Annotated in this window: 20 protein-coding genes; 8 read left to right on the top strand and 12 right to left on the bottom strand. The window is 54.5% G+C overall.

The window, feature by feature from the left end; all coding sequences use genetic code 11:
- Positions 1–71: 71 nt before the first annotated feature.
- From Q1B13_RS16160 to Q1B13_RS16150, 3 genes are all read right to left on the bottom strand, one after another.
- Positions 72–911, bottom strand: coding sequence for an ergot alkaloid biosynthesis protein (locus Q1B13_RS16160; protein WP_299082199.1), 840 nt, complete (start codon positions 909–911; stop codon positions 72–74).
- Entirely contained in the window at positions 904–1,359 is a 456-nt protein-coding gene (locus Q1B13_RS16155) for a nuclear transport factor 2 family protein (protein WP_299082198.1), read from the bottom strand. Before Q1B13_RS16155 ends, Q1B13_RS16160 begins: the two co-directional genes overlap by 8 nt.
- Before the next feature lie 63 nt (positions 1,360–1,422).
- On the bottom strand, positions 1,423–1,884 hold the full coding sequence (locus Q1B13_RS16150) for a DMT family transporter (protein ID WP_298936385.1): 462 nt from the start codon (positions 1,882–1,884) through the stop codon (positions 1,423–1,425).
- A gap of 106 nt (positions 1,885–1,990) precedes the next feature.
- Here Q1B13_RS16150 and Q1B13_RS16145 point away from each other — a divergent pair, with 106 nt between their 5' ends.
- Positions 1,991–2,608 carry a TetR/AcrR family transcriptional regulator gene (locus tag Q1B13_RS16145; protein ID WP_298936383.1) on the top strand — a complete coding sequence of 206 codons (618 nt, stop codon included), beginning with the start codon at positions 1,991–1,993 and terminating at the stop codon, positions 2,606–2,608.
- Positions 2,609–2,624: 16 nt separating this feature from the next.
- On the opposite strand, the gene Q1B13_RS16140 is transcribed toward Q1B13_RS16145, so the two are convergent.
- The 4 genes from Q1B13_RS16140 to Q1B13_RS16125 form a co-directional block, all read right to left on the bottom strand.
- Positions 2,625–3,014, bottom strand: coding sequence for an SgcJ/EcaC family oxidoreductase (locus Q1B13_RS16140; RefSeq protein WP_299082197.1), 390 nt, complete (start codon positions 3,012–3,014; stop codon positions 2,625–2,627).
- A 19-nt stretch (positions 3,015–3,033) separates the two neighbouring features.
- Entirely contained in the window at positions 3,034–3,813 is a 780-nt protein-coding gene (gene map, locus Q1B13_RS16135; RefSeq protein ID WP_299082196.1) for a type I methionyl aminopeptidase, read from the bottom strand.
- 1 nt (position 3,814) lies between these two features.
- Positions 3,815–4,021: a ParD-like family protein gene (locus Q1B13_RS16130; RefSeq protein WP_299082195.1), complete on the bottom strand. Its 207-nt coding sequence runs from the start codon at positions 4,019–4,021 to the stop codon at positions 3,815–3,817.
- An 83-nt stretch (positions 4,022–4,104) separates the two neighbouring features.
- A complete protein-coding gene (locus Q1B13_RS16125) occupies positions 4,105–5,454 on the bottom strand; it encodes a PLP-dependent aminotransferase family protein (RefSeq protein ID WP_299082194.1) in 1,350 nt (449 codons plus the stop codon).
- A gap of 190 nt (positions 5,455–5,644) precedes the next feature.
- Here Q1B13_RS16125 and Q1B13_RS16120 point away from each other — a divergent pair, with 190 nt between their 5' ends.
- A complete protein-coding gene (locus tag Q1B13_RS16120) occupies positions 5,645–6,034 on the top strand; it encodes a DUF983 domain-containing protein (protein WP_299082193.1) in 390 nt (129 codons plus the stop codon).
- A 62-nt stretch (positions 6,035–6,096) separates the two neighbouring features.
- Here Q1B13_RS16120 and Q1B13_RS16115 read toward each other — a convergent pair whose 3' ends face one another.
- A complete protein-coding gene (locus Q1B13_RS16115; protein WP_299082192.1) occupies positions 6,097–6,846 on the bottom strand; it encodes an SDR family oxidoreductase in 750 nt (249 codons plus the stop codon).
- A gap of 95 nt (positions 6,847–6,941) precedes the next feature.
- Between Q1B13_RS16115 and Q1B13_RS16110 the strand changes: the two genes are divergently transcribed.
- Positions 6,942–7,847 (top strand): AraC family transcriptional regulator, encoded by a 906-nt coding sequence (locus tag Q1B13_RS16110; RefSeq protein WP_299082190.1) that lies wholly within the window; start codon positions 6,942–6,944, stop codon positions 7,845–7,847.
- Between the two features lie 65 nt (positions 7,848–7,912).
- Here Q1B13_RS16110 and Q1B13_RS16105 read toward each other — a convergent pair whose 3' ends face one another.
- On the bottom strand, positions 7,913–8,125 hold the full coding sequence (locus Q1B13_RS16105) for a 4-oxalocrotonate tautomerase family protein (RefSeq protein ID WP_299082188.1): 213 nt from the start codon (positions 8,123–8,125) through the stop codon (positions 7,913–7,915).
- A 24-nt stretch (positions 8,126–8,149) separates the two neighbouring features.
- Entirely contained in the window at positions 8,150–8,887 is a 738-nt protein-coding gene (locus Q1B13_RS16100) for an SDR family oxidoreductase (RefSeq protein ID WP_299082186.1), read from the bottom strand.
- Between the two features lie 93 nt (positions 8,888–8,980).
- On the opposite strand from Q1B13_RS16100, the gene Q1B13_RS16095 reads away from it, so the two are divergent.
- Entirely contained in the window at positions 8,981–9,877 is an 897-nt protein-coding gene (locus Q1B13_RS16095; protein ID WP_299082184.1) for a LysR family transcriptional regulator, read from the top strand.
- 12 nt (positions 9,878–9,889) lie between these two features.
- Here the strand turns inward: Q1B13_RS16095 and Q1B13_RS16090 are convergent, their stop codons facing one another.
- Positions 9,890–10,348 (bottom strand): Rrf2 family transcriptional regulator, encoded by a 459-nt coding sequence (locus Q1B13_RS16090; protein WP_299082183.1) that lies wholly within the window; start codon positions 10,346–10,348, stop codon positions 9,890–9,892.
- Between the two features lie 135 nt (positions 10,349–10,483).
- Here Q1B13_RS16090 and Q1B13_RS16085 point away from each other — a divergent pair, with 135 nt between their 5' ends.
- From Q1B13_RS16085 to Q1B13_RS16075, 3 genes are all read left to right on the top strand, one after another.
- Entirely contained in the window at positions 10,484–11,920 is a 1,437-nt protein-coding gene (locus Q1B13_RS16085; protein WP_299082182.1) for an MFS transporter, read from the top strand.
- Entirely contained in the window at positions 11,907–12,545 is a 639-nt protein-coding gene (locus Q1B13_RS16080) for a bifunctional 2-polyprenyl-6-hydroxyphenol methylase/3-demethylubiquinol 3-O-methyltransferase UbiG (RefSeq protein WP_299082181.1), read from the top strand. The genes Q1B13_RS16085 and Q1B13_RS16080 overlap by 14 nt, the downstream gene beginning before the upstream one ends.
- Positions 12,546–12,617: 72 nt before the next feature.
- Positions 12,618–13,130 (top strand): DUF6653 family protein, encoded by a 513-nt coding sequence (locus tag Q1B13_RS16075; protein WP_298936369.1) that lies wholly within the window; start codon positions 12,618–12,620, stop codon positions 13,128–13,130.
- Between the two features lie 47 nt (positions 13,131–13,177).
- Here Q1B13_RS16075 and Q1B13_RS16070 read toward each other — a convergent pair whose 3' ends face one another.
- Entirely contained in the window at positions 13,178–14,065 is an 888-nt protein-coding gene (locus Q1B13_RS16070; RefSeq protein WP_299082180.1) for a LysR family transcriptional regulator, read from the bottom strand.
- A gap of 102 nt (positions 14,066–14,167) precedes the next feature.
- On the opposite strand from Q1B13_RS16070, the gene Q1B13_RS16065 reads away from it, so the two are divergent.
- On the top strand, positions 14,168–14,458 hold the full coding sequence (locus Q1B13_RS16065) for a putative quinol monooxygenase (RefSeq protein WP_299082179.1): 291 nt from the start codon (positions 14,168–14,170) through the stop codon (positions 14,456–14,458).
- Positions 14,459–14,462: the final 4 nt, after the last annotated feature.

Raw genomic sequence — 14,462 nt, 5'->3', positions numbered from 1 at the left:
ATTTTTCGCAATGATCAATACTGGATGCTATTGAGAGGCTCTATGCCGGGGCAAGGGTTGCTCGCTTCGCTCTAGCCGTTTGACCATGCCCCAAGGTTTTGCCGAACAAATTCCGCGAGGGAAGTCGGAGCCCGCCCAGTCAAGTGAAGTACATGATCTGTGACCCGATCTTCGGAACCGCCTGCAATCGCACCGTCCATAGCGGCCAGTGTCTTTGCATATTCTTGCGGCAGCCCGAGTTTTTGATGACGCTCTGCCAGTTCATCCACGGTCATGCGATGGTGAATAACCTGCCGTCCTAATTGATTACTCAGCGTCTCGGCAACCACATCATAGGAGGTCGCCTCGGGACCTGTGAGGATATAGTCCGTATTGTCGACCGATGGCGCAGTCAGGATCGCTGTTGCGCTGGCGGCGATGTCATTTGCATCGATAAAGCCGATACGACCGTCGTCTGTCGCTGTGTAGATCGCAGATTCATCACGGATAGGATCACGATGCTGTTGCTCCGAAAAGTTCTGCATGAACCAGGTTGGCCGCAGCACGGCCCATTCTGGTGCGTTGGCGCGAAGCCATGCGTGCACTGCGCCCATCATGGGGCCTCCCTCTTCGAGAGACGAAGCACTCAGTAACACAAAGCGCGTGACACCCGAAGCAAGTGCTGCCTCAAGGCCGGGCTGCATTGCTCCCAGTGAATCCACGGTGTCTGTGGGTGCTACGAGATAAACAGCCGCGACGCCCTCGAAGGCACCCGCGAATGTCGATGGGTCTTTCCAGTCGAAGCGCGCTTCGTTCTCCCCCTTTGGGCTACGTGTGCCGACGCGCGGAGAGACCCCCTTTCGTTTCAGCTGTTCGACGACGCGGCTGCCGGTTTTCCCGGTGCCGCCAGTGACAAGAATGGTATCAGTCATCGATAGAGTCTCCCAGTTTGGATTTCAGAACTTCGACGCCTCCGACCGCATTCAGCAGAACCAGAGGGTTCCAGTAGTCGCGGTATCGCACGATGCGTCCGTTCCTGACCTGGACAACCGAGATGTAGTTTTGGTCATAGCGCCCGGCTTCGCCTTTGCCCTTACAGGAGAATTCCAAAACAAAGGTCTCGCCGTCTTTGGACGGGTGTGTGATTGCGGGGCTCATCGATTCAAAGGTAATGAGTGCTCCCACTTTCGGTAGATAGGCTTCCATCGCGGCGCGACCGCGTAACTCTCGCACAGAACCTTCCGGCTTAAATGGAAACTCGAATACAATCTCCTCGTCACACATATCCAGGAAGTTCTCACCAGCATTTGCGATGATCGCATCCCCGAGGGCGCCGCGTAGCATCGCGCCAAAGCTTGGTATCGTGTTTGTGTCAGACATGATCTCTCCTAACTTCGTGTTACTCCCTTGTTGGGAGGGTTTTGATATGAGAGGCGGCTTGGGTTATGATGCTTTCCCAAATTGCATGATGACGACGCCCGCAATCGATAGAACAGCACCGGTGATGCGATGGAAATCTGCTGGTTGCGGAGCGTTCCCAAGAAGCCCGTTCTGGTCCAGGACAAGCGCCATCGTCATTTGCCCGGCAACAACAGCGGCAATAAAGGCGGCAGCCCCAAAGCGTGGGATCAGAACCATGGTCGCCATCACGTAAATGACGCCGACCACACCTCCTACCCACGCCCAGGGAGGTGCCGCATGTAAAGACGATAGATTCGGTAATGTTGGGCGAAGCCATGCAATCCCGACAACCAGGCAAACGAAGGATATTCCAAACGACAACAGGGTCGCCCAAAGGGGGTGGCCGGCCGCGCGGCTGAGCTCTGCGTTCATTCCGGCATGGATCGGGATCAAGGCGCCGCAAAGCAGAGGAGCAAACCACAGAAGAGCGATTTTCGAGTCCATCTTTACGTCCTCTCAACAAATGCAACAAACGAGTTGCAGTGTCGACCTGTTTGCTTCAAATTACAACGGAACGATACTGTATCGTTCTATATAGGGGGAGGCCACGATGGAACGCAAGAGTTCCGACGATAAAAAAAAAGATCAACAGCGTCGGAAGCCTGCTGGGGCAGCCGTTTTGCAAGACACGGTGACCAACGCCATTCATCGCGCTCTGTTCGAGGAATGGGCGGAAACGGGGTATTCTGCTCTTCGTATGGAGCGCATTGCATCCCGCGCAGGGGTTGGAAAGGCGGCGCTCTATCGGCGAAGCAAATCCAAGTTTGAACTGGTGACCGAAGCGGTGAAATCAACGGCGACGAGCATTACTCCAATTCCGGACACTGGATCCTTTGAGAGTGACGTTGCCATGCTGCTGCGCCGGATGGCCGCAACCCTGCGGCACTCGCTTGTGCGTCGCATACTGCCAGATCTTCATGCGGAGCACGCCCGTTCAGATGAGCTTTCTGAATTGCTGGAGTGTGTGACGTGTGATCGAAGGGCGCAAGCCATGGTCATGCTGGACAGGGCAGTTGAGCGTGGTGAGCTGTCAGAAGATACTGATCGAAGCATGGTGCTGGACATGTTTATCGCACCGCTCTACTGGCATGTCGTCGTTCAACACAGGACAGTCCGGTCAGCCGACATCAGAAGATTTACGAAGCTGGTGCTAAGCGTATCGAATTGACAGCGGCAGCATATCGCTACCTGTCATCGAGCAGGTCGGTGCCATAGGAATTGTCGACTGTGCAAAGCCATCCGTAAATCGGATCTCTTCTGAAAACATAGGTTGCACGACGAGTGACTGGCTTGATCTCGTCACCAATGTGAAGGTGCGTTTCCATGATAACCAGTGTCGTGTCAGCGCTCTCAATCACCTGGGCTTCCCCTTGCGAGATAGTCAGCGCGTTCTTGAAGTGTTTCGCGATTGCTTCAAAGGCTTTCCTGATCTGAGGCTTCCCTTTTGCGATTTGGCCAGGCTTGACGACGAGGACGGCATCGTCGGCGTAGAAGTCCATAAGTGCTTCAAAGTCTTCAGCACTTATGGCCTTATCAGCTTGCTTGATCAGATTAAGGACGTCGTGATCGCTCATGATTGCATGCTACGGCATCTTAACCGATGGCTCTCGCAGCTGCGCTCTCATTTCCGCGCAGGGTCAGCACCTCTACACCCGACTTAGTCACAGCAACTGTGTGTTCAAACTGAGCAGACAGCTTTTGGTCCTTTGTGATGACGGTCCATCCATCATCTTTCGTCACAGTCTTGCCGGTGCCTTTGTTGATCATGGGCTCAATCGTGAAGACCATTCCTTCTCGAAGTTTCACACCCGTTCCTGGCTTTCCATAGTTCGTGACTTGAGGCTCTTCGTGCATCTTCCGACCGATGCCATGTCCGCAATACTCGCGGACAATTGAACACCTGTTTTTCTTCGCGTATTTTTCGATGGCGAACCCGATATCTCCAATGTGGGCGCCTGGCTTCACAGCTTTGATGCCTTGCCACATGGCTTGCTGCGCAACTTGAACCAGTCTTCTGGTGGCGGGGGCTGCATTACCGACCAGATACGTCTTGCTTGAATCAGCAATGAACCCGTTCTTTTCCAGCGTGATGTCAAAGTTCACGATATCACCATCTCGAATAACATCGTCAGCTGAAGGCACCCCGTGACAGACGACTTCATTGATTGAGGAATTCAAGACATATTCAAACCCGTATTGACCCTTGCTCGCCGGCCTAGACGCGAGATCGGTCGTGATGAACCTCTCGACCAGATCATTCACCTGCAAGGTTGACATACCAAGGAAGTCTTGCTCATCCAGCATCTCAAAAACGGACGCTAGCAATGTGCCAGATATCCGCATCAGCTTTAGCTCGTCAGGAGTTTTTACCATCTCAGGCGACCGTCGAGGTCGGGATGTTCACATCAGCGGCCTCAAGTTCCATCTTGATGATCTCGTTGAATGACAAGGTGGGATTGGCTTCGGCTAACATTCCGACTTTCATCCAAAACTCCGCCTGCGCATTTATAGATCTGCACATCACGCTGCTTGCCTTGCGAATGTCTTCGTGCAGCTCTTCGCCGATCTTTACGATACCCATAGTCGCCCTTTGGTTGATCCTTATATGAACCATAAACGATTCGCATATAGGTTCAATATTGGAAAGCCAGAGGCGTTGCTGTCTCAGGAAACCCAATCCTGTTGGGTAATTGCGTAATTGAGCGCTTCGAGATCTTCGCCCAATTGGCTGAAGGAGATAGGCCCGCCAAGGCAGACCCTTACCGTTTCGGACGGCGGGCCACTCACGGTAAAGGCATTGCTCGGCATGATCCCGATTTGGCGGTTGGCCATGTGCCCCATTACGTCTGCTTGACTGCTTCCTTCAGGCAAAGTTAACCATATGTTGAAGGCTTCAGCGCTGGCCCGGAAATCCTGATCTCGCAGTGTTTCTACTGCCAACGCCTGCCGACGCGCCGCTTCCTTGCGGACGAAAGACTGGATCACTGTGGCCGTTCCGTCCTCGATCCAGCGGCTCATCAATGCTGTCGTAACAGGCGATGCCATGACATTTGACGCGTGCAGCGCCCGTGTGAAGTGGTTTTTGGCCAATCCTGCCGGAACCACTGTCAGCGCCAGCCTCAAACCGGCACCAAGGCATTTCGAAAGACCGGCGATGTACCATCCCAAATCCGGTATGAGATGCGAAATCGGCTGTGGCGCGTCCGACGAGACAAAGCGACACGCATCGTCCTCGACCAAAGGTGTCGCATGCTTCGACAGGACCGCGGCAATCTCCTCCCTCCGGCTCTTGGGAAGTGTCAGTGTCGTGGGGTTTTGCAGCGTTGGATTTAGATAAACGGCAGAAGGCTCATGCTGCCGGATCGCTGCCTCCAACGCATCAGGCAGAATTCCACTGTCGTCAGAGATCACTCCGATTAGCTCTAACCCAAGCTGCGAGGCGATTGCGCGAACCCCGGGATAAGTCACACTTTCGCAAAGCACCGTCGCGCCGGGCTTGCAAAGCAAAGTCAGGATAGACAGCAGGCTGGCATGTGCGCCGGGTGTGATAGCAAGTCGATCAGCGGATACGTTGATGCCATTGGCACGCATCCAACCCGCAGCGACTTCGCGGTCTTGCGCGCTGCCAATGACGGACTGATAGCGCAGCAACGGCACCAGGTTTGCTGCGACATGCTTAAGGCCTTCTTCCATGCGCGCAACAAGATCCGGGTCGTCCGGCTCTGGCGGCATGTTCATTTTTGGATCTTCTTCAAGCGCACGCCGAGGATCAGCTTTTTCCGCTGTGTTTTCCCGTGCCCGAACAAAGGAACCCCGTCCAACGAAGGTTTCAATGTACCCTTGCTTGACGGCTTCGGAATAGCCCCGCGATATGGTGGTGAAGTCCAGACCGATATCCTTGGCAACGCTGCGTTGAGGTGGAAGGCGGTCTCCTGCGGAAAGAACCCCGGACTCGATATCGCGTTTGATCGCCTCCGCGATTTCGACATAGAGCGGCTTCCCGCTGTCACTCAAGGTTGGCTTCCATGGCTTCACAATTTGACCCAATCATTGATGTGAGATTGTCGCAGGCATCTATCCAATAAAAAAAGAACTTTTCAAGGAGGTTACAGGGTGATCAATAAATTGATTGTAGATTGATTGCATTTAGATTGCAATTTGACTGCACTTAGGCTATCTGCGACTCAAAAGAAGGAGCTCACAGATGTCAGATGCAAGTTTCTTTACCTCCGAAGATGCCGCGCCGCGCGCCATCAAGCCTGCGATCGTGAATGGATTGCGTTTGAAATGTCCCAAATGCGGCAAAGGTAAGCTTTTGCACAGCTACCTGAAGGTAAACGATGAATGTGCGAGTTGTGGCCTAGATCTGAGCCACCAGCGCGCCGACGATGGACCCGCATATCTGACCATCCTGATCGTCGGGCACATCATGGGATTTGCCCTGCATATCGCTTGGGTCACGTGGCGGCCTGAACCATGGGTGCTTGCTACAAGCATGTCCCTGATCGCTGCTGTAAGTGCTTTGCTCCTTCTTCCGCGCATGAAAGGCCTGATTGTCGCTTATCAATGGGCGAAACGTATGCATGGGTTCTAGAGGTCTGTTTGCTCAGACCGACGGGTTTGTTTGGCCGACCGTGAATGGTCGGCCATTCTGTTTCAGGCAGCCAGCGCAACTGAGTCATTGCCTGCCGGAAGGTGTAGTGGGCAGCTAGTGTCCGTTACAGCCCTCCAGATCGCTTCAACGACATCTTGGGTTTCAGTGAATTCTCGGCCTGCTGGATCCCGGAATGCACTCATGACCTCGTCGACGAAGGCGTGATAATCCTCGGGTGTGTCGTTCGCCTTTGACATCAGCGCCATCGCGTTCTTGCCGAAACTCGTCGTCGGCGCCTGACCCGGCAAGACAATGTGAGTGCGGATTCCCAAGGGCGCCAACTCAAGGGCAAGACATTCGGTAAACGCATTCACGGCGGCTTTGCTGGCGGTGTAAACAGATGCGAGTGGTAGCGGCTTGAGCGTGACGCTGGAAGACACGTTCACGATCACGCCTTCACCTTCAGAGCGCATTTGCGGCAACACGGCACGAGTCATCTCAAATGTGCCGAACGTATTGGTCTCGAAAATCCTGCGCAAATTCTCTGTGGTCGTGCCTTCGAAGGGCGAGAGCCAGCCTATACCTGCATTGTTTACCAGAGCATCGATGGGGCCAGCTGCTTCAACCGCAGTGACGATACTGTTGCGGTCAGAGATATCCAGCGGCAAGACGCGCAGGTGCTCCGATGCATGGAGCAAGGTTTCGTCCAGATTGCGCATTGTCGCAACGACAGACCATCCCTTGTCCAGGAAGTGTCGCGCTGTCTCCAGCCCAAAGCCTGAGGAACATCCAGTGATCATAACGGTTTTCATATTAAGTTCTCCTCATTGTCATGTTCCAAAGATAGACAGGAGAGAAGGGACTATATATAATTCGAAGTCTCTATTGTTTTATCAAAAGTCCTGAAATGAGCGACCCTTACTCAGAAATCATCTCTCTGCTGAAGCCTTGCGCGTCCTATTCAAAGCTCGTGCACGCCTCCGGGCCGTTTCGCGTGCGCCGGGAAGGTCTGAACGAGGCATTCTATTGCTCACTCCTTAAGGGGCGCGCCTGCCTCGAGGTTGAGGGGAAGGAGATGCTGGAGCTGGAAGCCGGGGATTTCGTCCTAATTCCGGTGGTCAAATCCTTCACGTTTTCCAGTTTAGATCCTGACCCACCAAAGGAGATGTTAAGTCAACCGGTTGAGGGGGAAGACGGCGTCTTCAGGTTGGGGTCTCCAGAGTGGGAAGCAGAGGTCCAGCAACTAGTCGGTCATTGCACATTTGAGAGCCCGGACACGGAGCTTTTGGTTTCGCTCTTGCCAGACCTCGTCGTGGTTCGCGGCGAAGGAAGGTTGGCTGCCCTGAGCGGTCTTTTGCGGGATGAGACGCGTTCGGATCGTCCGGCACGGGACGTAGTGGTGGAGCACTTGTTGCAGGTTCTTCTTATTGAAGCGTTTCGGTCTGCTGCGGCTCCAGGCGCCTCAGCCGGGCTTTTGCGCGGATTGGCAGATCCACGTATTGCTCCAACATTGCGGGCAATGCACGCGGCGCCCGATCATTCATGGACAGTTTTGCGCCTGGCTAGCGAGGCCGGGCTATCGCGATCTGCATTCTTTTCCCGGTTCAACCGGATCGTAGGAATAGCCCCAATGGCGTATTTGATGAACTGGCGCATGACGCTTGCAAAACACATGCTCCGTTCTGGCCAACACAGCATCACAGAAATCTCTGACAAGATCGGCTATGGGTCCCCCAGCGCATTCAGCACCGCATTTGCCCGCTTTGTTGGGACGCCGCCGGCGCGTTACACGCAAACACTGGCGGCAGAATGACACTCGCCTATATCGGCAACGTGAATGGGCGGTGGTATATGCCACCGCCCACGATCCAAAATAGCCTATTCCTTGGCGCGATATTCTTCTGGTATCACAAACACCTCGTCTGCGCGTCCGTATCCACCATCCTTGACCTCATCGATAAGAACCATTGTCGTCGGGCGGACGACTTCTCCAAAGAAGCCAACCATCAGGTCGGTCGTTTTATGAACCAGATCCTCCTTCTGTGCCGTAGTCAGTGAGCCCTGCGGAAGTTTGTAGTTTGCGAATGGCATTGTTGTTTTCCTTTCAATGGGAGGTCAGATCACACCGCCATTGGCGCGAAGGGTTTGGCCGCTGATCCAACGACCATCGGGTCCGGCCAGGAAGGATACAGCGGCGGCAATGTCTTCCGGTGTTCCAAGGCGCCCAAATGGGTTGGCCTTTGTGATGCTTTCGATCATCGCGTCTGGCTTGCCGACCATGAACAGGTCAGTTCCAACTGGTCCCGGTGCGACAGCATTTACGGTGATCCCTCGCGGGCCGAGCTCCTTGGCCAGAACGTGGGTCATTGCTTCCACCGCGGCTTTGGTCGCAGCGTAAATTCCGTAGGTTGGCTGATAGAGGCCGACGACGCTGGAAGACATACTGATAACTGCGCCGCCCTCGGTCAGTCGGTTTGCTGCCTCGCGCATAGCACGAAAGACACCGCCAATATTGACGGCGCATTGGGTTTCGAAGTCTTCATCGGTCGCCTCGCTGACGGATGTGCAATGCATGACACCAGCATTGTTCACGAGAGTATCGATCCGGCCGAATTCTTCCTCTGCGACGTCGAACAGTCGTGCCATACAGGACGGTTCTGCAATGTCGCCCTTGACTGCGATGGCGTGACCACCGGTACTTCTGATCGTGTTGATGACCTGATTTGCGCTAGCTTCATCGCTCGCGTAGTTGGCAAGGACTGCATGCCCGTCCTGAGCGAGGCGAAGAGCGATAGCAGCGCCAATTCCTTTGCTGGCGCCTGTAACAATTGCGGCTTTCTGAGGTTCAGTCATGTTGATCTCCTTTGTGTTGCCACAAGAGATAGACGGGAGTTTTCGCCAGATAATGCTGTAGAAGTTGGAGTGATAATTCGATAAATACGAACAATGATTGACCGACTTGAAACGATGCGCTTGTTTGTTCGTGTTTTCGAACGCGGCAGCTTTACAAAGGCCGCGGCCGATCTGAGCATTCCCCGATCAACCGCGAGCGAAGCCATTCAAAGGCTGGAGCGCGATTTGGGCAGCCGGTTGCTGGAACGCACAACGCGCCATATTGCGCCCACACCCGATGGACAGGCCTACTATCATAGATGCGTGTCAATCCTGGCTGATCTGGAAGAAGCAGAGAGTGCTTTAAGTGGGCGCGAGCCTTCGGGCCTTTTGCGTATTGATGCGCCCGGCACCTTAACGCGAACATATATACTACCGCACCTCTCTGCGTTTTTAAGCAAGTACCCCAAGATCACACTGCAAATTGGACAAACAGAGCGACTGGTAGATCTCGTACGCGAAGGTGTCGACTGCGTCATCCGTGCTGGGAGTCCAGACGACAGCGTTATGATCACGCGACACCTGACAGATCTCCAAGAAGTCACCTGCGCAAGTCCGGAGTATCTGGCCAGGTTTGGCACTCCAAAGACCGTTGACGATCTGAAAGATCACCGAATGGTTGGCTTTCTATCCTCGCGCACCGGCACCGCGATGCCATTGGAGTTCAAAATCGGAGACAAGTTTAAGGAAGTGACGTTATCGGCATTGGTCACCGCAAATGACGCCGACACTGTGCACCATTTGGCCATGGAAGGGTTTGGTATCGCCCAGGCGCCGAAGTACCGGTTTCTCACAGACCTTGAAGCCGGGCGACTCGTCGAAGTCTTGCCAAAGGCGCCGCCACCGCCAATTGCTCTGGCCGCATATTATCCTCAGAACAGACAGCTTTCACCTCGTGTACGAGTCTTTCTGGATTGGGTGGTCGGAATATTCGAGAAAGCGGCGCTCTGAGCACCAGGTCTGCTAGTCGGATTGGGCTTTCTCTCGCCTCTTTTGAAAGGTAGCGATTTCCTCACGTTTTTCGTCAATCAGGTCGGAGACTTTCTGGCTGGAGAGCGATTTTAGAAAAGTCATTCGTGCCGCTTCAAGCGCGTTTTGAGTAGCGGCGTTTGCAGCTTGTTCCAGCAAGCAGGTGGGCGTGTCATCAGAGGTTCCCATTGCGAAGAGTTTAGGCTCGCCAAGAGCCGCGTAGACCTCCGCCAAAGAAACCTCTGTAAGCGGCTTTTCCAGAAGCCAGCCCCCGCGATGCCCTTTGGTCGATCCGACAATGCCCGCTTCGCGCAATCCTCCCATTGTGCGCCGAACGAGGGACGGATTGGTTCCGAGCATTTGGCCGATCATGTCAGACGTGATCGGCTCATCACTTTCTCCAAGGTGCATCAGGACGTGCAGTATCCTTGATAGCCTGTTGTCAGTCCGCATCTTGCTCTCCAACTCTATGAATTGAAACACTAAAGCAAATATTGTGACATTACAAGTAACGTGATATTGACAACGGAAGTCATGTTACTTTTTAAGTACCGTTACTTTGATTCAGCACCGGAGGTGGAGGCTTTCATGTCAATTGCGCAGACCCAACCGTCGCAAGCTTTGCCTGGTAAGAAGCATTGGCTTGGCGCTGCATTCCTATTCACGGCTGCGTTCATCAACATGCTGGATACCACCATTGTGAACCTGGCCCTTCCGTCGATCCAGGATGATCTGTCCGCCTCACACAGTGCGTTGCAATGGGTGCTGGTGATCTATGCGCTCACATTCGCAGCGGGGCTGCTACCATTTGGGCGCTTCGGTGATGCACTTGGCAGACGGCATTTGTTTCTTGCTGGCTTGGGCGGGTTTACGCTCGCCTCGATTGCATGCGGTGTGGCACCGACAATCGAGGCACTCGTTATATCCAGGATGGCCCAGGGTCTGGCTGCCTCGATGATGATGCCCCAAGTCTTGGCCATTCTTCACGAAAGCTTCCCCGAAAACGAGAAGGCGAAGGCGATTGGTCTCTTCGGGATGATCACGGCGCTTGGGGCAATGGCTGGACCGCTAGTGGGAGGCTTCCTGATTTCGGCAAACCTTTTCGACCTTGGATGGCGCATGATCTTTCTGATTAACAAACCCATTGGTGTCGCTGCTCTTGCGGGGGTGGCGGCCTTCTTGCCGGGTGCTCGTGCAGCGAAAACTCAGACCGTCGATTGGTCGGGAGCGTTCCTGTTTGCCGGCGCGTCAGTTGCACTTCTTTACCCGATGATTGAGGGTCATGCATTGGGATGGCCAAGCTGGCTAGCAGTGGTCTTCCTTCTTTCTTTTCTTTTGATGGCCAAGTTCTGGCATCATCAGCAACGCCTCGCCAAAAAGGGAAGGCCTCAGCTGCTGCCTCTGAGTCTGCTTGAGAATGCGCGTTTCTTGTCCCGCATTGGTTTGGTGACACTCATGTTTGCCGGGATCGCTGGCCCGATTGTTGTGTTGGCCATGGTTCTGCAATCCGGGCTTGGACTGTCACCCGCACAAGCAGGGATCGCACTGGCGGCGCATCCGTTGAGCATCATGTTGGCTTCTATCCTGACCAGCCGGGTGGGGGGCAGGCACGTCGCACTGCGGGCATCGCTGGGCATGGTCTCACTGCTGATCGGAATGCTTGGTCTCAAGCTTCTCATCAATGATGACGTACCTGTTCATGTTGTTTGGTTACCACTTGTATTCGTCGGCGCAGGTATGGGGTCTGCGGCCGTGGCCATGTATCAACTCGTTCTCAACGAGGTGCCAGTGGCAGACGCGGGCGCGGGTTCCGGTGCGTTGCAAGCCTTCCAGCAGATCGGGATCGCGCTTGGGATTGCGCTTGTGTCTCAGGTGTTCTTCACCGTGCTTGGCGACGATCCCACCCCGGCAAAATACATCGAAGCTTTGAGGGCTGCACTCTGGCTTCCAGTCGCAATCTACGCCGCATTGAGCGTTCTCATCGGCGCACTTCACCACAAGGAGAAATCGTATGCAAGACCTTGATCCAGGCTCACAAACCGCGACTGAATTCTGGGAAGGCATCTACCACAACGCGAGCTCAAAGACGTCTGGCATTCCATCGGTCATTCTAGAGAAGTTCGCCGCAGAAAGGGAGCCAGGGAACGCGCTTGATCTCGGATGCGCCAAGGGTGACGACGCTGTCTGGCTTGCAAAAAACGGATGGACTGTCGTTGGTGTTGATGTGGCGCCTTCGGTCTTGCGTATCGCCGCTGAAAATGCTGAGAGATATGGTGTTTCCAATCAAGTCTGTTTCGAGAAACACGACCTGGCCGAGACGTTCCCGGATGGGCAGTTTGATCTGATCTCAGCAATGTTCCTGGAAACGCCTTTGGAACTCCCAAGGGCAGAGTTGTTCCATCGCGCCGCAAAAGCTCTGCGCCGATCCGGGCTCCTGCTGATCGCAACCCATCAGATCCTCGCACCTTGGGCATGGGGCGATCCCAGCGTTGAGCGACCGGATGGCCCCGCAAGACTTACTGAACTAGACATTGATGATAAAAACTGGCGCGAAGTCTTTGTGGGATCCGTTGAGCGGGAAGCGCGAGGGCCAGAGGGTCAAACCGCCCAGGTCAAAGATGCCGTTATCGCTCTGAAGAAGCTGGCGTAGCGAGAATAGTTCGAGATAAGTTTCGAGTATGTGAACACACCGACACGCGTGTCGGTTTTCGGAGTTGAGCGCATGGATGTAGTTCGGTTTTCCGAGCGTTTCATGGGGATGAAAGATGAGGTCTGGCTTCGACATGCCAATCCATGGTCAGTCTGGACCCGTGTGTTGACGCCACTTCCGCTTTTGGCTGTGGCAATCTGGAGCCGCGCTTGGGTAGGCGGCTGGGCGTGGGTGGCCATAGCTATCGTTATTGTTTGGATCTGGTTGAATCCACGCGTGTTTCCGCAACCCAAAAGCTTCGAAAGCTGGTCAGCGCAAGGCGTGTTGGGTGAGCGCGTGTGGCTGCGGCACCTCGACAAGGTCGCAGCGCATCACAGGAGAGTCGCCAAGGCACTGGCAGTAGGAAGCGGTTTGGGTCTCGTACCCTTCGCATATGGGCTGTGGAAATTCGACATCGGGTTCACATGCCTTGGCATCGTTATGATCTCAGGCGGCAAAATGTGGTTTGTGGATCGAATGGTATGGGTCTGGCGCGACTTCCAACGGGGCGGCGGGTCGTTGAGTGATCTTGAAACTGAGAACTGAAGAATTGCCCCCTTGGAACAAGTCACGGCTACCCGTTCCCGATTGGATCAGCCCGCACCCATTTTCTGGTGGAGATATTGTGCGAGTGCTGCCACTCGGCGAGGTTGGGCTCGACTGGGCGGAAACATCATTTGTAGCGGCTTGGGTGGCGGGAGGAAGTCGCCTAAAAGGGCCACCAGCTTTCCGGTTCTGACATCATCGCCGACATCAAGTTCCGACTTCAACACAATACCTTGGCCTTCCAGCGCCCAACTGCGGATAAGCGAGCCATCATTCACAATTCGGTTTCCCCTGACCGGTATAAGCTGACGCTCAGTGCCTGCGCCAAACTCCCAAACGTTGTCGAGCGAGCCGCCGAACCGCATGATCAGGCAGTTGTGTTTTGCGAGATCTTCGGGCCGTTCTGGAGCTCCATGTCTCGCCAAGTAGCTGGGCGCCGCGCAGACAACACGCTGGTAGCTTCCGAGGTTGCGTATTCGGAGCGCGCTGTCGGTGATATCCCCAAATCGAACAGCCAGGTCAAAACCCTGGCCCACGAGATCGACATAGCCATCGGATAGTGACAGTTCTATCGAAACGGCCGGGTTTTCTTCGGTGAATTCGGTGATCACATCCGACACAACACCCCGACCTAAATCGATGGGCGCACTGACGCGGATCGGGCCAGACAGGGTTTCGGCGCCGTGACGAATGCGGGTGTCGAGGTCAGTAACTTCGCCGAGAACGCTTTTGGCACCATCGAGCAGGACGCGTCCTTCTTCGGTCAAGCTGATGGAGCGGGTTGTTCGGTTGAACAAAACCACACCATAGTGTGTTTCCAGAGCGGCGAGCCGTTCGGAGACGGTTGTGCTCGATAAACCTGTCTCTCGGGCGGCTGCAACAAGGCTGCCTTTCTCGGCGATGGTCAGGAAGACGCGAAGGTTGTCGAGAAACATTGGCCGGGTTTTCCGGATTATATCTTTGATAGATGAGTATTTATCCCGTTTTTACGGTGACGTAAATCTACGAAACCAATCAAACAGAAAAGGAACCACCATATGGCCAAGCTGACCATTGTCGCCAACGTCAAAGCCAACGCCGACAAGATCGATCTTGTCAAAGCCGAGCTTATCAAGCTCATCGACGTCACCCGGTCTGAAAAGGGCTGCGTCAACTACGACCTGCACCAAGACAACGACAACCCAGCACACTTCCTGTTTTACGAAAATTGGGAAAGTCGAGAGCTATGGCAGACCCACATGAGTGCTCAGCACCTGACCGCATACTTGGAAGCGACAGAGGGCGCCGTCGCTGAATTCACGTTGAATGAGATGACCATCGTCGGTTGATCAA

The sequence above is a fragment of the uncultured Ruegeria sp. genome (assembly GCF_947489545.1).
Classification (GTDB): domain Bacteria; phylum Pseudomonadota; class Alphaproteobacteria; order Rhodobacterales; family Rhodobacteraceae; genus Ruegeria.
The sequence above is the reverse complement of the archived record's forward strand: the minus strand, read 5'-3'. Positions and strand labels throughout refer to the sequence as shown.